Consider the following 24,404-nt stretch of genomic DNA (forward strand, 5'->3'; position numbering starts at 1 on the left):
CCCATGACCGCAACCGAGCACGACATCACACAGACGGCAGCGAGGCGAGAGACCATCGCTGTCCGGAATGTGAAGAAGTTTTTCGGGCCGACCCGTGCGCTCGATGGCGTCAGCTTTTCGGCCTGCGCCGGGGAAATCCATGCCATCGTCGGCGGGAACGGTTGCGGCAAGTCCACCATGGCCAAGGTGGTCTCGGGAGTTCTGCCGATCGATTCCGGATCCGTGTCGATCCTGGGTGAGACGCCCTCGACCCCGGCCGAAAGCAAGGCGCTCGGTATTTCCACCGTCTACCAGGAAGTGTTGGTAGCCGATGAAAGTACCGTCGCGGACAACATCTTCATGGGCGCCGACGCGCTTTTCTCGAAAAACCTTTCGCACGAACGAAAGGTGCAGCGCGCCGCGCAGTTGATGAAGGACCTGGCCGGCGAGCCTGTCGATCCCCATGCGATCGCCGGTACTTTGCCGCTCGGCCTCAAGCAGTGGATCACGATTGCGCGTGCGCTCGTCAGCGAACCGAAGATCCTCATTCTCGACGAAAGTTCCGCGGCGCTCGATTTCGACAGCACCGAACGGCTGTTCGCCAAGATGAGGGAACTGCGCGACAGCGGAACGACGATCCTGATCGTCACGCATCGCATTGCCGAACTGATCCGCATTTCCGATCGGGCAACGGTCCTGCGCGACGGGCGCGATGTCGGTGTGCTCGAAAAGGAAGAAATCACCGAGAAGAACCTGCTCGCCCTGATGACGGGAGACGAGAGCGCGGATCATGGCCATGGACACGCCGCCCCGCAGCCCGTCGACGATACACCGGCCATGGTTGGCGAGGGTATCGGCGTCTGGGCCGGAACGAAGCCGTTTGATTTCCGCCTGCGGCGTGGCGAGATCGTCGGGGTGGCCGGCCTCGACGGACAGGGCCAGGATGCGTTCGTCAGGGCCATCGCCGGCGTCGAGCCCGTGCTGACGGGAACGGTCCGCGTACTGGACCGCAACGGCGACCGGCATTTCGTCCGCTCCCTTGCCGATGCGGTGAAAAACCGGATCGCCTATGTCTCCGGAGATCGCAAGCGGGAAGGCATTTTCGCCTCGCTGTCGATCTTCGAGAACATGGTGATGCCGCTCTACCGCGAGAAGAAGCGTGGCGGCATCCTCGGTCTGATCGACTGGGGAACGCTGGGCGCGATCTTCAAGCGCGAAGCCGGGAATCTCCTGATCAAGTTCGGCCTGCGCGAGGATCGCATCACGTCACTGTCCGGTGGCAACCAGCAGAAGGTCTTGATCGGGCGCGGCTTCGCGATGCGTCCCGACGTGATCGTGCTCAACGATCCGGCTCGCGGTATCGACGTGGGAGCCAAGAGCGAACTCTACAAGCACCTGCGGACGTTTGCGGGTGAGGGGAAGTCCGTCGTTTACCTATCGTCCGAACTGGAGGAGTTCATCGGCTTCGCCACGCGCGTCATCGTGTTTCGCGACGGCAAGCCCTTCGATGCTTTCGACGGGCGGACACTGGATCCCAAGAAGGTCCTCGAGGCGATGTTCGGCCAGACGGACGGTTCCGGTCTGGCCGCATCGCTGGATATCGCGCCGCGTCATGCTCCCGTGGCACCTCTTGATCGGGACAACACGCGAGATGCCATACCCGCTCAAAGGGCGGCGAAGCGCGATGGCCTGCCCAGGTCCATCCGGATCGTGGAGTTCGAGGGCGGTGTCCGCAAGGCGCGGGATGTCAACCCGGAAGGGCCGCGCCCATGAGCCAGGCCGGCATGACACTGGACGGAAATGGCGAGGCAGTGCCGGAGACCGAGGCGGCCGCAATGGTCCGCGGCGGCCGCGCCAATCCCTTCCTGCTGGTCCCCATCACGCTGTTTTTCCTGCTGCTCGGTCTTGCCGTTCTCCGCTCGCCGAGCCTCATGACCTCCTATGGCCTCGGCAGCGCCGTGATCGTCGCGACGCCGCTGATCCTGGCAACCTATGCGCTGATGGCATCCGTCATCTCCGGCCGTGGCACGGTCGACCTGTCCATCGGCCCGCTCATTGGCTTCATCAACGTCACGCTGATCCAGCTCTACGCGGCGGAAATCCTCCAGAACCCGATTGCGATCTTCGCCTATGCGATCGCGCTCGGGGCCCTTTACCAGTTCGTTTTTGCGCTGATCGTCATCTACGTTCGCGTGCAGCCCATCATCGTGTCGCTGTCGGGCTACCTGGCGCTGTCCGGCATCAACCTCGTGATCCTGCCCCGGCCAGGCGGCATGGCCCCCCAGTTCATGGCGGACTGGGGCCTCGGCACCTCGATTTTCTCTCCGGTCTTCGTCATCCTGGTGCTGGCGACGCTGGCATGGCTCCTGTTCACGCGGACGGCCTTCTACACCCACCTCCGCCTCATGGGATCAGACGAGCGCGCGGCCTACACCTCGGGCGTGCCGATCTTCATCGTGCGCATCGGTGCCCACATCATCTCCGGGGGTTTTGCAGGCCTTGCCGCGATCGCCTTCACGGCGCTGATCTCGTCCGGCGATCCCTCACAGGGAACCACATACACGCTGATCGCCGTAACCGCACTGGTGCTCGGCGGCGCCTCCCTTGGCGGCGGACGGGCCGGCGTCTTCGGGTCCTTCCTTGGCGCGGTGAACCTCTATCTGATCACATACGTGCTGGCGACGTTCAACTTCGGCGCGGTCCAGAGTTTCGTCACCAACCTGGCCTACGGGTCGATCCTGGTGATCTCCCTGCTGCTGACCCTCATCATCCCCTTCATCCAGCGCCACATCCACAATTTCTCGCCGGTTCTCTATTTCGTCGTCCTTGGCGTGGTCGCGCTCGGGGTCATTCTTCACGCGACCAACGACCACGATCCCCGGGCGCGCCGCGCGCCGGCGGAAACGGCCGTCGTGACGATGCAGGTGCTCGAACCGATCCCTGCGGACCAGCTTTACGTCGGCCCTCTCGAAGTCGCGCGGCCCGATGCCAGGACGGACGAATTGCGCCGCGATGCCGTTCCGATGATCCTGTCGGCCATCCTCCTGGTGGTGATCGCGGTCTTCCTGCGCCTTGCGGTCAGCCGTTCGAACCGCAGGACCGTTGCGCCCGCGGTGGCCGTGGTGGTGGCCTCGCTGGTGCTTCTTGCAGCCTATCTCGTGCGGGAGCAGGCGGATGACGGTGCGGGCACACCGCCGCAGGCACCGGCCGGAAATACGGAGCGCGTCCAATGACCGTTTCGGCCAATCCTCCGTCCCTCGGACTGCCGGCGACCATCATCGGCCTCGTCGCCGGTGTCATCCTGACCGCGATCGGCGTCGTCTACGGTTTCATCCAGGGGCTGTCCGTCCAGATCATCATCCTGTCGGCCATCGCCACGCTCGGCGCCTTCGTCTGGGCCTGGCGGTTCGTGCTCGGACAGTTCATGAACCAGGATGCCGAACCGCTGGGCGAGGGGCAGATCAGCGAGGGACGGCGCGTCTGGCTCCAGTTCCGTCCGGCCATCTACGGCCTTCTGGTCCTGCTGGCCCTTTTCATCATCCTGTCGCTCACCATCGACGGCTTCTTCAATGTCTGGAACGTCGTCTCGTTCCTGATCATCCTGACCATCATCGTGCTGACACGGACTCTTGGGCGCCATTTCCAGGAAAACCGCTCGGCCTTCATCGGCATCATGGTCCTGTGCGGACTGTTTTCGATCGGGTCGATGAACATCGAGGGGTTCGCCTCCGCCAACAACATCAAGTCGATGCTGTTGTTTGCATCGTTTCTCGGAATCGCATCGGTCGGCCAGACGCTGGTGGCGCTTCTCGGCGGTCTCGACCTGTCCATTCCCTTCATCATCGGCGCCGCAAACGTCGGCCTGCTCTACCTCATCGGACTCGGCGTCCCGCCCTGGCTGGCCGCCATCATCGTGCTGGCCATTGGCACGCTGCTGGGCGTGATCAACGGCCTGTTGAGCTACCGCCTGCAGGGGCAGGCGCTGATCGTGACGCTCGGCACCGGCTTTGCCATCTCCGGCGGCGTCCAGATCATCACCTCGATCGGTTCGGCCTATTCCGGCAACGTCTTCGGCCAGGTGCCGCCCTGGTTGTCCAATCTCGCCGCAATGAACGGCTCGACCTTCGGCCTGCCGTTTCCGCCGGTGATTGCCATCTGGGGCCTGGTGCTGATCGTCCTGATCGCCGGCATGCGGCTGACGGTCTATGGCCGCTACCTCTACGCGCTCGGCGTGAACAGGACATCGGCCAAGCGGGTGATGATTTCGGAACTGGGATACTGGGTGACCATGTATGCCATCTCCGGCTTTTTCGCCGCGCTGACCGGCGGGCTTCTGCTCGGCTGGTCGGGTGGCGGGTTCATCGGCGTTGGCGACCAGTATCTCTTCCTGACGCTTGCCGCTGTGGTCGTGGGCGGAACGTCGCTGCTCGGCGGGCAGGGCGGATACGGCTTCACCGTCATCGGCGTGCTGGTTCTCCAGGTTCTCTCGTCATTCCTGATCGGCATCGGCCTGGATTTCGAATGGCAGCAATTCATTTTCGGTCTTCTGATCCTGCCGATGGTCGCGCTTTACGCGCGCTCCCCGCACATCAGAACCCAAATCTAGGAAGACATGCCATGAAGTCGGACATGATACGCAAGGGGAGTGCAAGGTGATGGCGGTGTTCGAGACAGCCGACCTGACGGCGGCGAGTTATTCGACGGCCTTTCTGGGACTGGTCGCGACGAGTGTCCTGCTGCTCATCGGCACGGGTTGGGTCGGCCGCGCCTGGAAACTCCCCGTGACGCTCTGCGCGCTGGCCGCTCTCGTTGGCGTGGTGGCGATGTACGAGGCCCGCACCGCCTGGGCGGCCGCGAAGAGCGTGCCGGTGGTGTACCACTACGTCGGCTGGGCGATATCGATGCCGCTGCAGGTGCTGGCGCTCTATTTCCTGGCGCTGACCAGCGGCCGGCTCGGAATAGGGCTGTTCTGGCGGCTGAGCGTCGTGTCGGTCCTGATGGTCTTCGTCCGCTACCTCGGCGAGGCCGGCTTCATGCATGCCACGCTCGCCTTCCTCATCGGCCTCGTCTTCTGGCTGTACATCCTCGGAGAACTGTTCTTCGGCAGGATGGACGAAGTCATCCGCAAGTCGCCGAGCGAGACGCTGCGCCGAGGCTATTTCTGGCTTCGGCTGATCGTCACGGTGGGCTGGGCCATCTACCCGCTGGGCAATTTCATCACGTCCTTTGCCGGCTATGCCGACGACGGGGCGCTGTCGGTTGCCTACAACATCGCCGATTTCCTGAACCGGATGGCCTTTGGGGCCGCCGTGCTGGCAACCGCCATGCTCCAGGGCGAGGAGGCGCGTCATGACCGGAACTGAGCGACCGAACGTCAACCAGAAACGTCCGTACAATTGTGAAGGAACAAATCAATGAAGGGTGCAGATTTCATTGCAATCATCATCCTTGCAGCGATAGTCATCGCGGTCTGCGCCTATCTCCTGCATTGGCTGTACCGCCGCTCGACAAAGGATATTTCCTTCGTACGAACCGGCTTCGGCGGCGAGAAGGTCGTGATGGGGGGCGGCGCCTTCGTGCTCCCGATCCTTCACGACATCACCGAGGTCAACATGAACACGCTGCGCCTGGAAATCCTCCGGGCGCGGGAGAAGTCGCTGATCACGAAGGACCGGATGCGTGTCGAGCTGACGGTCGAATTCTACGTCCGTGTCCAGCCGGAGGTCGATGCGGTGGCCACCGCCGCCCGGTCGCTCGGCAATCGCACCATGCACGCCGAGCAGCTCAAGGATCTCATCCAGGGCCGGTTCGTGGATGCCATGGGCGGGGCGGCCGCCAAGATGACGCTGGAGCAGATCCACGAGCATCGCTCGGACTTCGTCAAGGAGGTCCGCACCGAGGTCGCGGAGAGCCTGGCGCTGGACGGTCTGGAGCTTGAATCGGTCTCGCTGACATCGCTCGACCAGACCGACATTTCCCTCTTCGACCCGTCGAACACCTTCGACGCCGAGGGTCTGACGATCCTGACCGAGCAGATCGAGAGCCGGAAGAAGAAGCGCAACGACATCGAGAAGGACACGATGATCGCCATGCGCGCCAAGAACCTGGAAGCGGAAAAGAGATCTCTCGAGATCCAGCGCGACAGCGAATATGCGCGCCTGGCCCACGAGGCGGAAGTCGCGATCCAGCGCGCCGAGCGCAAGGCGGAAATCTCCAACGAGAACGCACGCCGCGAGCGCGAGATCGAGGAGATCAAGCTCTCCGAGCGCAGGGCTGTCGAGAGCGCCCGCATTTCGATGGAGCAGGAAGTCGAGCGCATCGAGGTCAAGCGCCGGGAAGCGCTCCAGCTTGAGGAGCAGGCCCGCGAGATCGCCGTTTCGATGAAGTCGAAGGAGCGTTCGGAAGCGCAGGCGCTCGCGGAGGCTGCCCGCGCCAAGATGATCGAGGCGCAGGAAAAGGTGCAGACCATCCGCGACACCGAGATCGCCAACCGTCAGAAGGCAATCGAACTGCTGGAAGCGCAGAAGGTCGCCGAGTCGGAAGCCGCGCGCCAGAAGATCCTCGCCGAAGCAGAAAAGGCGGCGGCAAAGGACCGTGCCGATGCCGACAAGATCGCCGTTGCGGCACTCGCCGAGCGTCTCGCGGTCGAGGCCGAAGGCAAGCGCAAGCTCAACGAGGCGGAAAACCTGCGTTCCGATGCGTCCCGCCGCTCGGGCCTGCACAAGGCGCTGGTGGAAAACCTGCCGGCAATCATTCGCGAAAGCGTCAAGCCTATGGAGAAGATCGAGGGTATCAAGATCCTCCACGTCGACGGCATGCCGGGCTTCTCCGGCACTGCTGGCGGTGCTGGCGGTGGCACGGGAGGCGCGGGCGGCGAGGGCACCGGTCCCAGCGATCCGAACCTGGCCGACCAGGTGGTGTCCTCGGCGTTGCGCTACCGGTCGCAGGCGCCCTTCGTGGACCAGTTGCTGAACGAGATCGGGCTGAGCGCCGACACCGTTCACCGGCCGCATACCCTGCAGGACCTGTCGAAAATCGTCTACACGGATCCCTCTTCGGTCGAAGGAAAGGCGAAAAAGACGCCGGCTTCCGGAAGCGCCGGCAAGCCGCCCGCGAAGTGAACCCGTTGCGATGATGTCTTCTGCGCGGCAGGGCCCCTGTCCTGCCGCCGACAGACTGGAGCCGAGCCATGTCCAAGCCTGCCAGGGTTGAGCGTGATCTTTTGGTCTTTTCGATCTGGGCCGTGCTCGGAAGCGGCGGGCTGTGTTTCCTGCTCGAAGGCTTCTCCCGTGACTCCTATCTTCTTTCCCTGATCGGGATTGCCGCAATCGTCGCCAGTTTCGTGGCCCACTTCATCGTCAACGGCATTTTCGGCGTCGGCTTCGGCCCGGGCGAGGCTGCCCTCGGCATCGGCGTCTTCGGGGTGATCCTGATGGTCTTCATTGGAGGATGGGCAATCGGTGCCCTGTCGGAAAGCGACTACTGGTCGGGCCTGACCCTTTTCGCCGTGCTCGCCCTCGGGCTGCCCGTCTACCTGTCGACCCGCTACGGGCTGCGCGGCGCATTCTCGCATTTCCACGTCCGGCACGCCGATTTCGAGGATTCCGATCAATGACCGGTCTTCACCACGCGATCTGGCTGCCGCTGTCGGTCTTCTTCTATGCGATGGTGATGCTGTACTGGGTGCGGGTGTCCATCGCCGGCAACAGGGGCGCGGACGGCTTCTTCTCCGCCAGCCACGGCCTGCCGCCATGGCTCGGCGCGCTGGTCACTGCCGGGGTCAGCCTGACGGGCTGGTTCGTGCTCGGCGGAACGCAACTGGTCGCCCGGGACGGCTTTACGCTGCCGGTACTCGTTTCAGCCGGGGTTCTGCTGGCGCTTCCCGGTGTGATCTTCTTCAAGCGGCTCTGGTTCGCAGCCGAGCGCCTGCATGTTTCGTCGCTGGCCGACGTCTTCCGTCTCTACTACGGCAGCCCGTTCCTCGTCGTCGTCACGACTGCCATCGCGGTCCTTTTCGCGCTGGGCTTTTCCGGACTGCAGGTGCGCATGCTGTCCGGCCTCGTCGAGGCCATGACGGGGGGCGCCGTCTCCGAACTGGCCGCGACGACCATTTTCGGGTTCATCCTGTTTGCCGGCGTCGGGATCGGCGGGATGCGGTCGATCGGCTATTTCGGCGTGATCCAGACGGTGCTGGTCCTGTCGGCCATCGTCTTCGTGGCCGGGTTCGCCGTCGTTTCGGCCGGCGGCTTTGAACCCGTCAATGCCCGTTTGCTGGCGCTCAGTCTTCAACCGGAGACCGCCCGGCTTTTCTCGGTCGGCAAGGTCATCGAGTTCACCGCCGGTCTTGGCCGCGGCGGTGACTATGCGACATCGCATACCGCGCTCGCCAATCTCAGCCTTGCGTTCGCCCTGATGGGCTTCCAGGCAAGCCCGCTCGTTTTCAAGATCCTGTTCTCGACCCGGAGGCCCAGTGGCGTGGCGGCAGGGCAGATCTGGGTTACGGCCGGCTTCCTCGGCGCCTTGATCGCCGGCGGGATCATGCTGACCGGCGCCGTCGGGCTCGTCGACGACGGTTTCTCGATCGTCACCCTGTTCCAGGGCCTCCATGACCGTTCGCCGTGGTTCGCGGCCTGGATGTTCATCGGCGTGGCGGCCGGGGTGCAATTGCTCGCCGGTCTCTCGCTCTTTGCCGCGGCTGAAGGCCTGGTGCGCCACGTCTACAGGCCGTACTTCCATTCGGCCCTGTCCAAGGCGGCGACCGTGACCATCACCCGCATCGCCATTGCCATCCTGGCCGTCCTCGCGATGATCCTCCAGACCATCGCGCCGGTCACGCTTTCCGCCCTGGCGGCATTGGCGCTGCCGCTGGCCTTCCAGTTGTGGACCCCGCTCCTCGGCGTTTCATGGCTGGGGTGGATCACCCGGCAGGCCGCGGCCACCGGCGTCGGTTTCGGGATTGCCGGGGTCCTCCTGACCGAGCCGCTCGGCTACCAGGTCCTGTCCTTCTTCGGCCTGGAACTGCCGTGGGGCCGCTGGCCCTGGACGATCCATTCCGCTCTTTGGGGAATGGCGGCCAATCTTGCCGCCGTGCTGATCATTTCCGCGATCACCAACAGGACGGTCGTGCGGCAGGAGGCGGCCGAGATCCGCGCGCTCTTCTCGGGCCTGCTCGCCATTTCTCCCAAAGCCCGGGACTGGCGGTCATTCGCCTGGTCGATCGTGATCGCTTGGTTTTTCCTCGCGGCCGGACCGGGCCTGATCTTCGGGAATACCGCCTTCGTGTCAGGCGAGGGCGAGACGACCGCCTGGCTTCTCGGCATGCCGTCGCTCTGGGCCTGGGGCATTGCAGGCTGGGTCAGCGGCCTGGGGATGATCTGGTTCCTGGCCTACCGGATGGAGATGGCGAACCCGTCGCAGGCCGTGATCCCCGCCTACACGCCGCCATTGAAGCTTCGCCGCAACAATACCGAGATCGAACAGGAGCGGCTGCGGATCCTGTTCATGGCCGGCGCGATCGTCTTCGTCCTGGCGGTTCTCGCCGCATTCATATTCAGCCGGTGATCCGGCGTTTCGAACCCAGGAGAGCCCGATGACCCCGTTCACGTTCAACACGTCGAAGTCGATCCGCTTCGGAGCCGGTGCGATCGGGCAGTTGGGCGACATCGTTTCGTCGGAAATCGGCAGCCGGGTCCTGCTCGTCACCGATCCTGGCATGATTGCCACCGGCCTTGTCGAACGGGCGCTGGATGCCCTGCGCAAGGCAGATATCACGGTGGAGATGTTTTCCGATGTCGAGGCCGATCCGCCGGAAGCCGTTGTCCTTGAGGCTGCAAGGCGCGCCATGGAGGCCGGCATCGATGGTGTCGTCGGCTTCGGCGGCGGCTCCTCGCTTGACGTCGCCAAGCTGGCGGCCCTGCTTGCCCATGGCAAGGAGACGCTAGCCGATGTCTACGGTGTCGGTAACGCCAAGGGCCCCAGGCTGCCGCTGGTTCTCGTGCCAACGACCGCCGGGACCGGCTCCGAGGTGACGCCGATATCGATCGTGACCACCGGTACCAATGAGAAGATGGGCGTCGTATCGCCGGTTATCCTGCCCGATATCGCGCTGCTCGACCCGGAACTCACCTATGGCCTGCCGCCGCATATCACGGCAGCAACCGGGATCGATGCCATGGTGCATGCGATCGAAGCCTATGCGTCGGCCAGCGCCAACAACAATCCGGTGTCGCGCATGCTGGCGACCCAGGCGCTCACGCTGATGGGCGGTTCCGTCCTGAAGGCAGTGCGCAACGGCGCCGACACCGAAGCCCGGTCCAACATGCTGCTGGGTTCCATGCTGGCCGGCCAGGCCTTCGCGAATTCGCCCGTCGCCGCCGTCCACGCGCTGGCCTATCCGCTCGGGGGCCATTTCCACATCCCGCACGGCCTCTCCAATGCCCTGGTGCTGCCCCACGTCCTCCGGTTCAACATCGTCACGTCGCCGTCGCCCTACGCGGAACTGGCCCCGTTCGCATTTCCCGACCTGGCGGATCTCGAAGGCCAGGCGCGCGCAGCGGCCTTCTGCGACCGGCTGGCCGACCTTTCCGTGGCCTGCGGCCTCCAGCCCAATCTCCGCGCGATGAACATCCCGGAAGACGTATTGCCGAAACTGGCCTCGGACGCGATGAACCAGACGCGTCTGCTCGTCAACAATCCGCGCCCGCTGACCGAGGCGGATGCGCTCGCCATCTATACTGCGGCCTACTGACACCGAAGAGAGGAACTGCCATGACGCTTGAGCTCAAAGACCCGACGCTTCTGCAGAGCCATGCCTTTCTGGGCGGAGAATGGGTCGCGGGAAGCAGGACTTTTCCGGTTCTCAATCCGGCCACTGGCGAAAAGATCGCCGATGTGGCCGATCTGACGCCGCAGGATGTGGCCACCGCGATCGACCTGGCCTACGACGCGCAAAGGGAATGGCGCAACCGCACCGCCAAGGAGCGTTGCGCCGTTCTGCTGAAGTGGAACGACCTGCTGATGGAAAACCAGGATGACCTCGGTGCCATCCTGACCGCGGAAATGGGAAAGCCCCTGGCCGAGGCAAAGGGCGAGATCGCCTATGGCGCGTCCTTCATCCAGTGGTTCGCGGAAGAGGCACGCCGGGTCTATGGCGACGTCATCCCGGGCCACCAGGCCGACAAGCGTATCGTCGTCATCAAGCAGCCCATCGGGGTCGTCGGATCGATCACGCCGTGGAATTTCCCCAACGCCATGATCGCCAGGAAGGTCGGTCCGGCGCTGGCTTCGGGGTGCTCCTTTGTCGGCAGGCCCGCCGAGAAGACGCCGCTGTCGGCGCTCGCCATGGCCGTGCTTGCCGAGCGGGCAGGGGTGCCGAAGGGCGTTCTGTCCATCATCACCAGTTCCGATTCCAAGGGGGTCGGCCTTGAACTCTGTACGAACCCGAAGGTGCGCAAGCTGACCTTCACCGGATCGACGGAAGTGGGCCGCATCCTGATGAAACAGTGCTCGCACGATATCAAGAAACTGTCGCTTGAACTCGGCGGCAATGCGCCGTTCCTGGTCTTCAACGATGCCGACCTGGATGCGGCTGTCGAAGGCGCGATGATCGCCAAGTACCGCAACTCCGGCCAGACATGCGTCTGCGCCAACCGGATCTATGTCCAGAGCGGGGTCGCGGCGGCATTCGCCGAAAAACTGGCGGCGGCCACCGCGGGCCTGACGGTCGGAAACGGAATGGACCAGGGCGTCAACATCGGGCCGCTGATCGATACGGCCGGCCTGCAGAAGGTCGAGGACCACGTTTCCGATGCCGTGTCGAAAGGGGCCCGGGTGCTGACCGGCGGCAAGCGGTCCGACCTTGGTGGCACCTTCTTCCAGCCGACGGTGCTGATGGACGTGGCGAGGGGAATGAAGATCCTCTCGGAGGAAACCTTCGGCCCGGTCGCGCCGATCATTACCTTCGAGACGGTCGAGGACGGGATCGCGCTTGCCAATGACACCGAGTTCGGCCTGGCCGCCTATTTTTACGCGCGCGATATCTCGACGATCTGGAAGGTGGCCGAGGAACTGGAAAGCGGCATGGTCGGGATCAACACCGGTCTCGTGTCGACGGCCGAAGCGCCGTTCGGCGGCATCAAGTCGTCCGGCCTCGGGCGCGAAGGCTCGAAATACGGCATGGATGAATTCCTGGAGATCAAGTACCTGTGCATGGCGGTCTAGGCGGTGCCACCAGAAGATAGTGGGTCAGGTCATTGAAACGCCGGGCGAACGGTTGAAGCGCCCTAGCTGCCGGAACCGGTCTCTTCCGGGGCCGGCAGGTATTGCTGCAGATACGTCACGAAGGCCGAAACGCGCCCGTCCATGCCCAGATGGGATGGCGTCACCGCGTAGATTTGGCGTTCGGGCAGGGACCAGCCGGGCAGGATGCGGACCAGGCGCCGGTCGCATTCAAGCGGAGCGGACAGGAAATCCGGAAGCGCGCCGATGCCGCGGCCGTTCGCCAGGAGGTCGCGCAGCAGGAGACTGCTGCCAAGGAAAGCCCTGGGCGTGACCGGCACCGTTTCCTCCCCGGCCGGACCCGTCATGGAAAAGTCCTGGGGCTGGTCCGCAAGGAGATAGCCGAGGATATCATGCCCCTGCAATTGCGTTGGTGACCGGGGTGCTCCGTGGCTGGTGACGTAGTCCGGTGAAGCGAACAGGGCTTGCCGGACCGTTCCGATCCGGCGCGCCACGAGAACGGAATCGGGCAGCCCGGCCCGGATCCGGATCGAGAGGTCATACCCGCCTTCGATCATGTCGATGACATGATCGTCGAGGTGGAGTGTCAGTTGCACGTCCGGGTAGGCATCCATGAACCCGGGCAGCATGGCCGACAGCACTGTCAAACCGAAAGAGGATGGTGCATTCACCCGGAGCGATCCGGCGACGCGGCCGGCACCACGCCTGGCGCGCGCCTCGACCTCGTCGATCTCCTGCAGGATCCGCCGGCAGTCCTCGTAATACAGGCGGCCATGATCGGTCACCGCCATGCGGCGGGTCGTTCGCGACAGGAGCTGGACCGACAGGGCCTGTTCGAGCAGCTTGATATCCCGGCTCAGAAGCGCCGGCGATATGCCGAGGTCTTCCGCTGCCCGCGCGAAGCTGCCGCGCTCGACGACGCGGCAGAAGGCTTTCATGACGCTCAACCTGTCCAAGGCAACCCTCCCGGCAGACGCGACGACCATAGACAGGCGCGGCGGCGAACTGAAGTGCAAACGCGAACGAGTTCAGGTCGTTGCGCGACGATCCTGCGAACGGGCCATGGCCGGTGACCTGGGAGGCAGGCTGGAACGTTGGCTGACCCAGACCGGACCGAGAACGAGGCCGGCCGCCGCCTGTTGCAGGGGCGAAAACTGCTCACCGACTATGGCCCAGCCGAGAACCACGGCGCTGACCGGGCTCATCATGCCGAGCATGGCAACCGACGGCGTGTCCAGACGGGCCACACCGCGGAACCAGAGCAGGTAGGAGAGGGCGGCGCCGACGAGGCCAAGATAGGTCATGGCAATCACGGCCGGGAAACCCAGCGCCGGCGGCACCGGTTCGTACATCCATGCGGCAGGAGCCAGCAGGAAGCCGCCGGCGGTCAGTTGCCAGGCCGTGAAGGTCAGTGCTGGCACCGGCGGTTGCCACCTTCGCGAAAGCACGGTTCCGATCGCCATCGACAGGGCCCCGCCAAGCCCGGCCATGAGCCCGATGGAGTCCAGCCGGGCGTCCGGACCAAGCACCAGGACCGCCACGCCGAAAACCCCGGCAACGCCTGCCACCACGGCGGCGAGACGAACCGGTGTGCCCAACCAGGCGCGGGCGAGGCCGATCACGATCAGCGGCTGCGTTGCACCGAGCGTGGCGGTAACGCCGCCCGGCAGGCGATGGGCCGCGATGAACAGCAACGTCCAGAACACCGCGAAGTTGGCGGCGCCGAGGATGACGAGACGCGGCAGCCAGGCGACCGGCGGCCATGTTCGCACCAGGAGCAGCAGAAGGAGGCCGGCCGGAAGGGCCCGCATTGCGGCGAGCGTGACCGGGTGGCCCTCCGGCAACCACTGGGTCGTCACGATGTAGGTGCTTCCCCAGATCGTCGGGGCAAGAGCGGTGAGCAGGAGGTCGAGGGTGCGGGTCATGGCAATACCGATGTCGCGGCGCAGATGCCCGCTGTCCGGCGGTTTGCCGGGGCGGCGTCGTCGAAGCGGGCGCCCCGCAAGCAGGAAACGAGAAAAACAGCGCTTGCACATCATGCTGCCTCACGCCACGAGACGCATGTTGGCAAGCAATTGCGCCCGGAGGTCTTCGACCGGGCCATTCGCCAGCCGCATCCCGGTCTCCGCCACGATGAGCGCAGGAACCGAAGAAACCTGGAGGCGCCGTGCCAGGCGGCGGTCCGCTTCCACCGCGCTCGCCGTGGCCGGACTGTCCAGCGCCAGCCGGAAGGCAGCGACGTCAAGACCGGCTCCGGCCGCGATATCCAGCAGCACGTCGCGGTCCGCGATGTTGCGGGCCTGGCCCATGTGCGCGGCCTGGATCGCATCGAACATGTTCCAATGCCCGGCTTGCCCGGCAAGGGCTTGCGCGGCCTTGCAGGCCAGGGCGGCAGGCAGGCCGTGGGGATAGTCGAAGCCGGCGGACCGCATGGCGGCGATGTCGATCCTCTCCGGTGCGCCGCTGGCCGCGCGGCAGGCCGCCCAGTGGCCGAGGATCGTCTCCTTGGCTGCAGCAAGGGAACCGAACACCTCGGCCATGCGCTGCGGGCTGTCCTGCAGCACGAAGCTGCGATGCCTGACGGCGATATCGAGGTCATTCGCCAGGTGGCGCAGGCGCGGCGACATGTTGAAACACCAGCCGCAAACCGCATCGTGAAAGAAGTCGATTGTCAGGGTCGGGGACCGGGTCATCGTCATGCCGCCTCCTCCTGGATGGTCTCCATCGGAGCCAGGGCGAGACGCCGTGCGATCCGCGCCACGTGGCGGCCCTGATGGCGTGCACCGGCAAGATCGGTTTCGCTCGGTCGGCGCGACCCGTCGGGACCGGCGATCGTGCCGGCGCCATAGGGCGCACCGCCGACGATTTCGTCGGACCTCGTCTGTCCTGCAAAGCTGTAGGGCATCCCGGCGAGGATCATGCCGAAATGCTGCAAGGGGATCTGGCTGGTCAGCAGCGTGGCCTCGTGGCCGCCGTGCTGCGACCCTGTCGAGGCAAAGACCGCGCCGACCTTTCCTTCCAGCGCATTGCGCGCCCACAGGCTCCCTGCCTGGTCGAGAAAGGATTTCATCTGCCCGGCCATGGTGCCGAACAGCGTTGGCGTCCCGATGATGATGGCGTCGTAACCGGCAAGATCGGCAATGGCCGCGACCGGCGTGGTGTCCGGCGCGAAACCGGCCCGTTGCCGGATGTCGGCCGGCAGTGTTTCCGGCACGCGCCGGATATCGGCGGATACACCCGGCACGCTCCGCGCGCCTTCGGCTTCGGCCTCGGCCATGGCGCGAACGTGGCCATAGCTGGAATAGTAGAGAATGAGTATGCGTGTCATGTCTGGTATCCTCGGGCTGTTGACCCGCGGACCATCGACCGGTTTGCCGGTTCGCCGTGAGAGGCCGGCGGTAAAGACACTCTTCAACCAGCGTGAAGAGTGACGCATCGAACGGACAATCGGCAGCGCAGATTGCCTCGAACCATGTCGCTGGCGCCCATTGCCCTGGACCCGATGCAGGTCCGGAACCGCGAATTGTAACGGCGGGAAGTTTGCAGAGTATCGTAAAGCGTTCCACAATCCGGCGGCCGATCTATCCGGTTCGTGGCAAGGACGCTTAGGCCGGATCGAAAGGTCACGGGAAAACGGGAGGCAATGTCATGGCGGACGAGTTGAAAGACGGGCGCGCGGCCGGCGGCTATTCCTCTCCGCCCTGCTACGCGGCCGAGGTCGCACCCGGTTACTTCGACCCGATGGCCGTTGATCCCGAACAGGCCCGCGACGTTGCACGCTGGCGAAAGGCGGAGCGAACCCGTTTGCGCGCCCGGCGAATGGCACTGTCGGTTGCGGAACGAAGGCAGGCCGGTGAAATCCTTGCCGGGCATCTGCGAGAGATCGTGTTGACACGACTTGAAGGTGCGCCGGGACAGGTCTTTTCGGCTTACTGGCCGATCAAGGGGGAACCGGATCTTCGCCCCCTGATGGCGGAACTGCACCGGGCGGGCGTCATCGTCGCCTTGCCTCTGGTGGAAACCAGGGCCGCGCCGCTTGTGTTTCGCCGCTGGACGCCGGAAACGAAAATGGTGAAGGGGGATTGGGGCATTCCCGTCCCGCCACCGGATGCACAGGAAGTCGCTCCTGCGATCGCGCTGGCGCCCGTCGTCGGGTGGACCGGCGATGGCTATCGTCTCGGCTATGGCGGCGGCTATTTCGACCGCACGCTGGCGGCCCTGAAACCCAAACCATTCACGATCGGCATCGGGTATGATGGCGCAAGGCTCGAAACGATCTTTCCACAACCCCACGACATTCCGCTCGATCTCATCCTGACCGAGGCCGGAACGCGGGTCGAACGCCCGGAAGCACGACGGTGAGGTTCCCGGGTCCGCGCCGCACGGACATGCGCGCGACTCCGCGTCGCGATCGTGTCAGCCGGCACTACTTGTCATGGCGCAGGATCGGTTCGAGCTGGATGAGGTTTGTCATCACGGTTCCCAGGTGGTGCCGCATCGCGACCGAAGCCTCGGCGTTGAGACCGCGGCTGATGAGATTGACGATCTCGAGATGCTCGGCCGCCTGCTTGTAGTAGCGTTCGCGATTGATCATCGACCGGTAGGCCAGCAGGCGGCGGATGCGATTGACGCGCTGCAGCGCATCGAAAATGTAGGGATTGCCGCTGGCTCGGGCGAGGGTCTCGTGAAACACCACGCCGCGTGAATAGAGCGCATCGCTGGATGCGGTCTCGATCTCCCCGTCCAGCAGGCGCTGTTCCGTTTCGCCGAGCCTTGCCAGCGTCCGCATGTCGATGTGGAATGTCGGCTCCAGCAGGGCGGCGGGCTCGAGGGCCGCGCGCATCCGGTAGGTCTGGACCAGCGCGTCCGGAGTGGTCAGCATGTCGTGAAACCGCCAGCCATACCCCTGCCGGCGTTCGATCCAGCCTTCGCTGAGCATGCGGTTCAGGAGCGACTTGAGGTTCGCCTGGCTGAGGTCGTATCGCTCCCGCATCAGCTTTTCCGAAACCGACTGCGGAAGCTTTCCGCTCAGCCGGTCCTCGCCGATCCGGAAGTAGATTTCCGAAAGCGGATCGGCCGTTGCCGTCTCATCCGTCGCGGTTCCATGGGCGCCCGGTTCGGCAACGAAATAGCCCCGCCGCGGCTCGTGGGTGACGACCCCCTTCTCGGTGAGAATCTTGAGTGCCTTCTGGATCGGGAAACGGGAGACGTGGAACCGGTCGGCCAGCGCCTGGGCCGAGATGTGGTTCCCCGAGGGAACGGCGGCATCATGCAGGTAATGCTCGATCTGATCCGCCAGCTGGTCGCTCAATCCGGCCTGGCCGGTCCATCCGTCACTCATCTTGCCTTCAGTATCCGTCTTTCCTGTCCCGCGCGATCGCACGGGATGACCCTAGCGCGAACACGATCTGGAATCCATTCATGCATCAATCGCATAAAGAAGCACTTAAAATCCATATTGCAGTGCAATAGGCCAGTATTTTGCATTTTGGCATTTTAAAATACAAAATACGCTTGAGGCTGGCAGACTGATCTGGTACCTCCTTGATCAAGGGAGGACAGATAGGATGGCTCAGGGGCCGATCTGGACAAACAGCAGCGTGGGGTCCTGCATCGATGTGCGGGCCTTTGCCGGCGCCCGGCTCGACCTGTTGCCTTACAGTTTCCGCGTCCTGCTTGCCTGCGCGCTGGCCGACGGCCGCCAGGACGATGCACGTGCCATCCTCGACTGGCTGGAGGCGCGCCGGTCGGATGCCGAAGTTGCCTTCGTTCCGCGCCGTTTGCTCATGCACGACACGACGGCCATGCCCGCTCTTGTCGATCTCGCCACCCTGCGCGATGTGGTTGCGGAAGCCGGTGGCGATCCGTCCCGGGTCAACCCGATCTGTCCCGTGGCCGTTTCCGTCGACCATTCCCTGTCCGTGGTGCGGCATGCCACCCCGGAAGCCATGGCTTACAACACCACAAGGGAAGTGGAGCTCAACGCCGAACGCTACAGCTTCCTGAAATGGGCGGACCGAGCTTTCGGATCGCTTGAGGTCTTCCCGCCGGGATACGGCATTCTTCACACCATCAACCTGGAACACCTGGCCAGCGTCGCCGATGGCGTGGAAGGTCCGGACGGATCGGTTCGCATCGTTCCGGACACGATGATCGGCACGGACAGCCACACCCCGATGATCAATGCCATCGGGGTCCTGGGCTGGGGTGTCGGCGGCCTGGAGGCTGAAAGCGCCATGTTGGGAGAGGCCATGCCGCTGGCCCTGCCGGACGTCGTCGGTGTCCGCCTCTCAGGCCGGTTGCGGCACGGCGTTCTTGCAACGGACCTGGCCCTGCATGTCACGCAGCGGCTGCGCCAGCTTGGCGTTGTCGGGCAGTTCGTCGAGTTCTTCGGTCCGGGTCTGGATGGCCTGAGCGTCGGCGAGCGGGCGGCCGTGGCCAACATGGCGCCCGAATATGGAGCGACAGTCGGTTTCTTCCCGGTGGACGACGCCGTGCTTCGATATCTGGAAGCGACCGGCCGCCCGTCCCGCCATGTCGACCGCGTCGGCTTCTATGCACGCACCATCGGGCTCTGGCGGAATCCCGATGACCGTCCGGCCTACAGCCGCGCGATCGAAATCGACCTCGACGCGATCGACCCCTCGGCCGCCGGTCCGCGCCGGCCGCAGGATCGTCATCCCTTGCATGCCATCGCGCTTGATCCGGTCGAGACGCAAGCGGGTGCCGTGCCGGATGGGGCGGTCGCCATCGCGGCGATCACCAGTTGCACCAACACGGCGGATCTCGGGATGCTGGTCACCGCGGCGCTGGTGGCACGGGCCGCGAAACGGGCAGGGCTGACGGTTCCAGCCTGGGTGAAAACGTCGTTCGCGCCGGGATCCCGGGCCATGCTGAATGCGCTGGAACGGGCCGGCCTTCTGGCGGATCTCGAAGCGGCCGGCTTCAATGCCGTCGGGATCGGTTGCACGACCTGCATCGGCAATTCGGGTCCCCTGGCACCGGCGATGGACGGGGCACTCGCCGGCCGGCCGGAGATGGCGCGGGTCGCGGTGCTCTCGGGCAACCGCAATTTTCCCGGCCGCATCCACCCTGCGGTCATGGACGCCTACCTCGTCTCGCCGCCGCTCGTCGTGGCCTATGCCTTTGCCGGGCGCCTCGGCGACATCGAGCGCGAAATCGGCCGCTCGGCCGACGGGCGGGCCGTGGCCCTGGCCGATATCTGGCCCTCGGCGAGCGCAATCGATGCTGCGGTCCGGCAGGCAGGAAATCCCGAGAATACGCTTTCGGCCTATGGGGACCGGACCGGTCCGGCCCCCTGGGCGGACATTCCCGTCAGGACCGGCGAACGGTTCGACTGGGACCCCGCATCGGCCTACATCCGCCGGCCCCCCTTCGTCAGGCGCTCCTCACCCGCCTGGCCGCGCGGCACGCAGGGATTGGCGGTGATTGGCGCCTATGGCGACGACGTGACCACCGACGCCATTTCGCCCGCCGGCGCAGTGCCTCCGGCCTCGCAGGCGGGCCACTATTTGCGCGACCTCGGCGTCTCGGAGCGCGACCTGAACGTTTACGCCGCATTTCGTGGCAATTTCGAAGTCATGCGCCGCGGCGCTTTCACCGCGCCCGCCTTGAAGAACCTCCTCGCGCCAGATGCCATGCCCGGCATGACGAGGCTTTCCACGGAAGAGGCGCCGGTCACGCTGGAAGAAGCGGCCAGCCGTTCGGCCGGGCAGGGGCGCATGCCGGTGCTTCTGGCCGGCGACCGGTACGGGCAGGGCTCGTCGCGCGACTGGGCGGCCAAGGCGCCGGCCCTCATCGGCATCCGCGCTATTCTCGCGACCGGGTTCGAACGCATTCACCGCTCCAACCTCATCGGCATGGGGATCGTCCCCATCGAACTGCCGGAGGACTGGCATCCGCAACGACGCCGGATGCAGCCAGGCGATACGATAGCGGCGACGTTTCCCGACAGGCCGGGCGTCCACGCTCCGGTTTCGCTCAAGCACATGCGCGCCGGCGAATGCCTGGCGACAGGCACCGGCCGGCTGGCCTGCCACACATCACTGGAAGCCGAACTCCTGGCTTCGGGCGGGGTTTTCCCGCGCACCATCAACAGGCTGCTGGGCGAGAGTGCCGGCACGACTTCACAGAGGGCAACTGCATGAGCGAGACGCTGGAACTGGCCGTCCTGCCGGGTGACGGGATCGGGCCGGAAATTGCCGAGGCGACACGCCTTGTCCTGGAGGCGGCCGACCACGCGTTCGGCCTTCAACTGTCCTTCAGGACGATCGAGATCGGCTTCAAGGCGCTCGAACAGTCGGGTAGCACGTTGCCCGACGCGGCCTTCGAGGCTGCCGCGGCCTGTGACGGGATTGTCCTCGGACCGGTCTCGCACAACGACTATCCGTCGCGGGAAAAGGGCGGGCTGAACCCGTCCGGCGAATTGCGGCGCAGGCTCGATCTCTATGCGAACATCAGGCCCGCGATCACCCGCGCCGGCATCGCGCCCCGGGCCGGCCATCCCCTCAACATGGTCATCGTGCGCGAAAACACCGAGGGCTTCTACGCCGATCGCTGCCTCTACCAGGGCCCCGGCGAGATCATGCCGACACCTGATCTTGCCATGTCGTTCCGCAAGATCACCCGCCACGCCTCGCTGCGCATCGCGCGGGCCGCCTTCGAGGAAGCACGCCGCCGCAAGGCGGAAGGCACCGCGCCGGGACGCGTCACGGCCGTGCACAAGGCCAACGTCTTGCGCGTCAGCGACGGCCTGTTCCTGGAATGCACCCGCCAGGTGGCCGCCGAGAACCCGGATATCGACTACAACGAGCGCATCGTCGATGCCATGTGCGCGCATCTCGTCAGCCGGCCGGACCAGTATGACGTCATCTGTACCACCAACATGTTCGGAGACATCCTCTCCGACCTGGCATCAGAACTGTCCGGAAGCCTCGGTCTGGCCGCCTCCATCAACGCCGGCGACACCTATGCAATGGCACAGGCACAGCACGGGTCGGCCCCGGACATCGCCGGGCGCGACGTGGCCAACCCGTCCTCGCTGATCGGCTCGGCTGCCATGCTGCTCAACTGGATTGCCACGCGGCGCGGCAATCCGGCGCTCGCCCGGGCCGCCAGCGCCATCGATGCCGCGCTCGAAACCGTCCTGTCCGATCCGGGCCAGCGCACGCCCGACCTTGGCGGCAGCAACGGCACCGCCGCCTTTGCCCGCGCCGTCGCTGCACAGGTCAGGGGAGGGGCGTCATGAGCCTCGGCGATACCGTCGCTCGCAGGACCGACATCGTTCTCTGGTGGATCGAGCAGGTGTTCATCGCGGTCTTTGCCTTCGCCGCGCTCGCCCTCGGCACGATGCAGGTCGTCCTGCGCTATGTCTTCAACACGGGCTTCGAGTGGAACGAGGCCGTCTTCATCCTGTGCACCGTGACGGGAATGCTTTTGGCCGGAAGCCGCGCGGTGCGCGAGAACGTCCACGTGCGGGTCGATGTCCTCCACATGGTGGCCCCGAGGGCCGTGGCGAAATGGCTGGACGTCCTGGCCTATCTCTCCGCCCTGGCCCTCTGCGCCTTCTATGTCTGGTGCGGCTATCTCTTCGTGGGTTTCGCGAAGATGATGGACACGGCATCCCCGGATACCGGCATCAAGGACTGGATCGTCTATTCGATCATGCCGCTGGCCCTGCTGATGTTCTGCATCCGCTACCTGCTGAAGATCCGGGAGGCGCTCGCCGGCTCCGGCGACCATGCCCCTGACGGCAACGACGGTGCGGCCACCGGTGCGGAGGGCTGGCAATGACGGTCGCGCTGCTGATTGCCCTCTTCTTCCTTCTGATCGCCATTGGCGCACCGGTCGCCGTGGCGCTGGGCGGCGCGGTTGTCGTCACCTCGATGATCCTGGATCCGGTCCCGCTGGCTGTGATCGGCCAGAAGATCTTTTCCAATCTCGACCACTACGCGCTGATGGCCGTGCCGTTCTTTTTCTTCGCCTCCGCGCTGATGGAGACGGGCGGCCTGGTGCGTCGCCTCATCAACCTGGCCAATGCCCTGGTCGGGCACTGGACCGGCGGCCTCGGCGTCACGACGGTGCTGAGTTGCGTCTTCTTCGCTGCCATTTCCGGGTCCAGTCCGGCCACGGTCGCCGGCATCGGACGGATCATGTACCCGGCGCTGGTCCGCGACGGCTATTCGTCGCGCTATGCGCTGGGCGCGCTGGTGACGGCCGGGTCCATCGGCATCCTGATCCCGCCCTCGATTCCGCTGATCATCTATGGCTTCGTGACCGAGACCTCGGTGACCCGGCTCTTCCTGGCCGGCGTGCTTCCGGGACTGGTCTACGCCGGCGGCATGATGCTCATGGCCTGGTATCTCGCCAGTCGCGAAGGCGTTCCGCGCCAGGTCCGCAAGTCGTGGGCCGAGCGGCGCGCACCGGTCGTGTCGGCCCTTCCGGCCCTGGCGCTGCCGGTGATGATCCTGATCGGGATCTACGGCATCCCGTCCTTCTCGCTGTTCGGGTTCGAACACGACGGCGGTGCGATCTTCACGCCCACCGAAGCAGCCGTGATGGCAACGCTCCTGGCGCTCCTGATCGGCATGTTCGTCTATCGCGAGCTCTCGGTCGGTGGCGCGGTGCGCACCGTTGTCAGCACGGCGCCTTCGGTCGGAATGATCTTCTTCATCACCACCAACGCGCTGCTCTTCGCCTTCTTCATCACCAAGCTCGGCATCCCGGCGGCCGTGACCGATTTCATCACCTCGCTCGGCATGAGCCAGTGGCAATTCCTGCTGCTGGTCAACCTGATCTTCCTGGTGATCGGCTTCTTCCTGGAAGGCGTGCCGACGATCCTGATGTTCGTTCCGGTGCTGTTCCCGGCTGCCGTGGCCATGGGTGTGAACCCGATCCACTTCGGCATCATCGTCATCGTCAACATCGAGCTCGGCCTGGTCACGCCGCCCGTCGGGCTGAACCTGTTCGTCGCCTCGGGCGTGTCGCGCGAACCGGTGCTGGAAGTGTTTCGCGGTGCCTTGCCGTGGATGATCGTGACGATCGCCGTGCTGATGATCGTGACATTCGTGCCCGAGCTTTCGCTTTTCCTGCCGCGTCTGATGTTCGGCTGACGCGGTCGACCTGATTTGCCGAACGTTTCTGGAGGAGACTTGGATATGAAGAAACTGCTGATGACCACCGCGCTTGTCGCCCTGGCCATGACCGGCCTCGCCGGCAAGGCATCCGCCCTGGATGTCATCATGTCGAACGACAACAACGCCCTCGGCGTGAAGGGTCAGACCTTCGATCTGCTGGCCAAGGAAATCAAGAACCGCCTTCCCGATGCGAATGTCACGGTGCACCATTCCGGCGCGTTGTTCGACCAGAAGACCCAGATCCAGGGCCTGCAGCTCGGGTCAGCCCACCTGATCGCCCCGACCTCGGGCATCTACGCGCCGATCGCGCCGGGCGTGAGCGCGCTCACCTTGCCCTTCCTTTTGTCCTCGCCCGAGCAGATCTCCGAGGCAATGAAGGACGAGACGGTCCGCGAGGCCTTCGCCCCGGCGATGGAATCCAAGAACATCGTTCCCGTCGCCATCTGGGTCAACGGTCCGCGTGAACTGAGCTATCGCGGCTCCAAGGCGATCCTCAATCCGCAGGACCTGGCCGGCGTGAAGATCCGCGTCCAGAACGTGCCCTCCGACATCGCCGCGATGAAGGCGGTCGGCGCCAACGTGATCTCCATGTCCTGGAGCGAGGTTCCGACCGCGCTGCAGCAGGGCGTCATCGACGCGGTCGAGCCGACCCCGAATGCCCTGAAGGGCGCCGGCCTCATCGAGATCATCGACCAGATGACCAAGTTCGGCTACCAGTACTCGTTCTACATCGTCGGCGCCAACAAGCAGTGGTGGGACGGGATGAGCGACGACGAGCGCAAGGCCGTTCAGGATGCGCTCGACGTGGCGACCGCCTGGAACTTCGAGAATGCGGCGGCCGAGAACAAGGCGGGCTACGAGGCCGTGGTTGCCGCCGGAAAGACCGTGAACGAGCTCAACGACGAGCAGCGCGCCGCATGGGCGGTGGCGATGAAGCCGGTCTGGAAGGAATTCGGCGCCGATCTGGTCGGCGAAAAGGTCATGGCACGCCTGCGCGAGATCGGCGGCGTTTCCGAATAAGCCAGAACAGGG

General features: G+C 64.9%; 20 protein-coding genes. 15 read left to right on the top strand and 5 right to left on the bottom strand.

Annotation, left to right across the window (positions count from 1 at the left end; all coding sequences use genetic code 11):
* The first annotated feature begins 3 nt into the window (after nucleotides 1–3).
* The 9 genes from CSC94_RS17070 (at nucleotide 4) to CSC94_RS17110 (ending at nucleotide 12,198) form a co-directional block, all read left to right on the top strand.
* Entirely contained in the window at nucleotides 4–1,752 is a 1,749-nt protein-coding gene (locus CSC94_RS17070) for a sugar ABC transporter ATP-binding protein (protein ID WP_099307584.1), read from the top strand.
* On the top strand, nucleotides 1,749–3,212 hold the full coding sequence (locus tag CSC94_RS17075; RefSeq protein WP_245408396.1) for an ABC transporter permease: 1,464 nt from the start codon (nucleotides 1,749–1,751) through the stop codon (nucleotides 3,210–3,212). Before CSC94_RS17070 ends, CSC94_RS17075 begins: the two co-directional genes overlap by 4 nt.
* Entirely contained in the window at nucleotides 3,209–4,585 is a 1,377-nt protein-coding gene (locus CSC94_RS17080; RefSeq protein WP_099307585.1) for an ABC transporter permease, read from the top strand. The genes CSC94_RS17075 and CSC94_RS17080 overlap by 4 nt, the downstream gene beginning before the upstream one ends.
* 49 nt (nucleotides 4,586–4,634) lie before the next feature.
* Nucleotides 4,635–5,342, top strand: coding sequence for a bacteriorhodopsin (locus tag CSC94_RS17085; RefSeq protein ID WP_099307586.1), 708 nt, complete (start codon nucleotides 4,635–4,637; stop codon nucleotides 5,340–5,342).
* Nucleotides 5,343–5,393: 51 nt separating this feature from the next.
* Complete coding sequence (locus CSC94_RS17090) at nucleotides 5,394–7,100, top strand: flotillin family protein (RefSeq protein ID WP_099307587.1); 1,707 nt, start codon at nucleotides 5,394–5,396, stop codon at nucleotides 7,098–7,100.
* Between the two features lie 68 nt (nucleotides 7,101–7,168).
* Nucleotides 7,169–7,594, top strand: a complete 426-nt coding sequence (locus CSC94_RS17095) for a hypothetical protein (protein ID WP_133122918.1) — start codon at nucleotides 7,169–7,171, stop codon at nucleotides 7,592–7,594.
* A complete protein-coding gene (locus CSC94_RS17100) occupies nucleotides 7,591–9,540 on the top strand; it encodes an SLC5/6 family protein (protein WP_099307589.1) in 1,950 nt (649 codons plus the stop codon). Before CSC94_RS17095 ends, CSC94_RS17100 begins: the two co-directional genes overlap by 4 nt.
* A gap of 28 nt (nucleotides 9,541–9,568) precedes the next feature.
* Complete coding sequence (locus tag CSC94_RS17105; RefSeq protein ID WP_099307590.1) at nucleotides 9,569–10,726, top strand: iron-containing alcohol dehydrogenase; 1,158 nt, start codon at nucleotides 9,569–9,571, stop codon at nucleotides 10,724–10,726.
* 20 nt (nucleotides 10,727–10,746) lie between these two features.
* Nucleotides 10,747–12,198, top strand: coding sequence for an NAD-dependent succinate-semialdehyde dehydrogenase (locus CSC94_RS17110; protein ID WP_099307591.1), 1,452 nt, complete (start codon nucleotides 10,747–10,749; stop codon nucleotides 12,196–12,198).
* A 62-nt stretch (nucleotides 12,199–12,260) separates the two neighbouring features.
* On the opposite strand, the gene CSC94_RS17115 is transcribed toward CSC94_RS17110, so the two are convergent.
* From CSC94_RS17115 to wrbA, 4 genes are all read right to left on the bottom strand, one after another.
* Nucleotides 12,261–13,172: a LysR family transcriptional regulator gene (locus CSC94_RS17115; RefSeq protein ID WP_099307592.1), complete on the bottom strand. Its 912-nt coding sequence runs from the start codon at nucleotides 13,170–13,172 to the stop codon at nucleotides 12,261–12,263.
* 72 nt (nucleotides 13,173–13,244) lie between these two features.
* Nucleotides 13,245–14,141 carry an EamA family transporter gene (locus CSC94_RS17120; RefSeq protein ID WP_099307593.1) on the bottom strand — a complete coding sequence of 299 codons (897 nt, stop codon included), beginning with the start codon at nucleotides 14,139–14,141 and terminating at the stop codon, nucleotides 13,245–13,247.
* Nucleotides 14,142–14,261: 120 nt separating this feature from the next.
* Nucleotides 14,262–14,915 carry a DsbA family oxidoreductase gene (locus tag CSC94_RS17125; protein ID WP_099307594.1) on the bottom strand — a complete coding sequence of 218 codons (654 nt, stop codon included), beginning with the start codon at nucleotides 14,913–14,915 and terminating at the stop codon, nucleotides 14,262–14,264.
* Nucleotides 14,912–15,544: an NAD(P)H:quinone oxidoreductase gene (gene wrbA / locus CSC94_RS17130; RefSeq protein ID WP_099307595.1), complete on the bottom strand. Its 633-nt coding sequence runs from the start codon at nucleotides 15,542–15,544 to the stop codon at nucleotides 14,912–14,914. The genes CSC94_RS17125 and wrbA overlap by 4 nt, the downstream gene beginning before the upstream one ends.
* Before the next feature lie 320 nt (nucleotides 15,545–15,864).
* Here wrbA and CSC94_RS17135 point away from each other — a divergent pair, with 320 nt between their 5' ends.
* On the top strand, nucleotides 15,865–16,578 hold the full coding sequence (locus tag CSC94_RS17135) for a 5-formyltetrahydrofolate cyclo-ligase (RefSeq protein WP_099307596.1): 714 nt from the start codon (nucleotides 15,865–15,867) through the stop codon (nucleotides 16,576–16,578).
* A 64-nt stretch (nucleotides 16,579–16,642) separates the two neighbouring features.
* On the opposite strand, the gene CSC94_RS17140 is transcribed toward CSC94_RS17135, so the two are convergent.
* Nucleotides 16,643–17,557: a GntR family transcriptional regulator gene (locus CSC94_RS17140; RefSeq protein ID WP_099307597.1), complete on the bottom strand. Its 915-nt coding sequence runs from the start codon at nucleotides 17,555–17,557 to the stop codon at nucleotides 16,643–16,645.
* Nucleotides 17,558–17,783: 226 nt separating this feature from the next.
* Here CSC94_RS17140 and acnA point away from each other — a divergent pair, with 226 nt between their 5' ends.
* The 5 genes from acnA to CSC94_RS17165 are packed head-to-tail and all read left to right on the top strand — an operon-like array spanning nucleotide 17,784 to nucleotide 24,392.
* A complete protein-coding gene (acnA, locus tag CSC94_RS17145) occupies nucleotides 17,784–20,384 on the top strand; it encodes an aconitate hydratase AcnA (protein ID WP_099307598.1) in 2,601 nt (866 codons plus the stop codon).
* A complete protein-coding gene (locus CSC94_RS17150) occupies nucleotides 20,381–21,484 on the top strand; it encodes an isocitrate/isopropylmalate dehydrogenase family protein (protein ID WP_245408397.1) in 1,104 nt (367 codons plus the stop codon). Before acnA ends, CSC94_RS17150 begins: the two co-directional genes overlap by 4 nt.
* Nucleotides 21,481–22,029 carry a TRAP transporter small permease gene (locus tag CSC94_RS17155; protein WP_099307599.1) on the top strand — a complete coding sequence of 183 codons (549 nt, stop codon included), beginning with the start codon at nucleotides 21,481–21,483 and terminating at the stop codon, nucleotides 22,027–22,029. The genes CSC94_RS17150 and CSC94_RS17155 overlap by 4 nt, the downstream gene beginning before the upstream one ends.
* Nucleotides 22,026–23,348: a TRAP transporter large permease gene (locus CSC94_RS17160; RefSeq protein WP_099307600.1), complete on the top strand. Its 1,323-nt coding sequence runs from the start codon at nucleotides 22,026–22,028 to the stop codon at nucleotides 23,346–23,348. The genes CSC94_RS17155 and CSC94_RS17160 overlap by 4 nt, the downstream gene beginning before the upstream one ends.
* A gap of 45 nt (nucleotides 23,349–23,393) precedes the next feature.
* A complete protein-coding gene (locus CSC94_RS17165) occupies nucleotides 23,394–24,392 on the top strand; it encodes a TRAP transporter substrate-binding protein (RefSeq protein WP_099307601.1) in 999 nt (332 codons plus the stop codon).
* Nucleotides 24,393–24,404: the final 12 nt, after the last annotated feature.

Source organism: Zhengella mangrovi (genome assembly GCF_002727065.1).
Lineage (GTDB): Bacteria > Pseudomonadota > Alphaproteobacteria > Rhizobiales > Rhizobiaceae > Zhengella > Zhengella mangrovi.

What these genes read in the sequence shown, in the direction of transcription:
- CSC94_RS17085 (WP_099307586.1), top strand. Translation starts at nt 4,635, where the DNA reads ATGGCGGTGTTCGAGACAGCCGACCTGACGGCGGCGAGTTATTCGACG.
- CSC94_RS17080 (WP_099307585.1), top strand. Translation starts at nt 3,209, where the DNA reads ATGACCGTTTCGGCCAATCCTCCGTCCCTCGGACTGCCGGCGACCATC.
- CSC94_RS17100 (WP_099307589.1), top strand. Translation starts at nt 7,591, where the DNA reads ATGACCGGTCTTCACCACGCGATCTGGCTGCCGCTGTCGGTCTTCTTC.
- CSC94_RS17125 (WP_099307594.1), bottom strand. Translation starts at nt 14,915, where the DNA reads ATGACGATGACCCGGTCCCCGACCCTGACAATCGACTTCTTTCACGAT.
- CSC94_RS17165 (WP_099307601.1), top strand. Translation starts at nt 23,394, where the DNA reads ATGAAGAAACTGCTGATGACCACCGCGCTTGTCGCCCTGGCCATGACC.
- wrbA (WP_099307595.1), bottom strand. Translation starts at nt 15,544, where the DNA reads ATGACACGCATACTCATTCTCTACTATTCCAGCTATGGCCACGTTCGC.
- CSC94_RS17135 (WP_099307596.1), top strand. Translation starts at nt 15,865, where the DNA reads ATGGCGGACGAGTTGAAAGACGGGCGCGCGGCCGGCGGCTATTCCTCT.
- CSC94_RS17105 (WP_099307590.1), top strand. Translation starts at nt 9,569, where the DNA reads ATGACCCCGTTCACGTTCAACACGTCGAAGTCGATCCGCTTCGGAGCC.
- CSC94_RS17070 (WP_099307584.1), top strand. Translation starts at nt 4, where the DNA reads ATGACCGCAACCGAGCACGACATCACACAGACGGCAGCGAGGCGAGAG.
- CSC94_RS17110 (WP_099307591.1), top strand. Translation starts at nt 10,747, where the DNA reads ATGACGCTTGAGCTCAAAGACCCGACGCTTCTGCAGAGCCATGCCTTT.
- CSC94_RS17150 (WP_245408397.1), top strand. Translation starts at nt 20,381, where the DNA reads ATGAGCGAGACGCTGGAACTGGCCGTCCTGCCGGGTGACGGGATCGGG.
- CSC94_RS17160 (WP_099307600.1), top strand. Translation starts at nt 22,026, where the DNA reads ATGACGGTCGCGCTGCTGATTGCCCTCTTCTTCCTTCTGATCGCCATT.
- CSC94_RS17140 (WP_099307597.1), bottom strand. Translation starts at nt 17,557, where the DNA reads ATGAGTGACGGATGGACCGGCCAGGCCGGATTGAGCGACCAGCTGGCG.
- acnA (WP_099307598.1), top strand. Translation starts at nt 17,784, where the DNA reads ATGGCTCAGGGGCCGATCTGGACAAACAGCAGCGTGGGGTCCTGCATC.
- CSC94_RS17120 (WP_099307593.1), bottom strand. Translation starts at nt 14,141, where the DNA reads ATGACCCGCACCCTCGACCTCCTGCTCACCGCTCTTGCCCCGACGATC.
- CSC94_RS17090 (WP_099307587.1), top strand. Translation starts at nt 5,394, where the DNA reads ATGAAGGGTGCAGATTTCATTGCAATCATCATCCTTGCAGCGATAGTC.
- CSC94_RS17075 (WP_245408396.1), top strand. Translation starts at nt 1,749, where the DNA reads ATGAGCCAGGCCGGCATGACACTGGACGGAAATGGCGAGGCAGTGCCG.
- CSC94_RS17155 (WP_099307599.1), top strand. Translation starts at nt 21,481, where the DNA reads ATGAGCCTCGGCGATACCGTCGCTCGCAGGACCGACATCGTTCTCTGG.
- CSC94_RS17095 (WP_133122918.1), top strand. Translation starts at nt 7,169, where the DNA reads ATGTCCAAGCCTGCCAGGGTTGAGCGTGATCTTTTGGTCTTTTCGATC.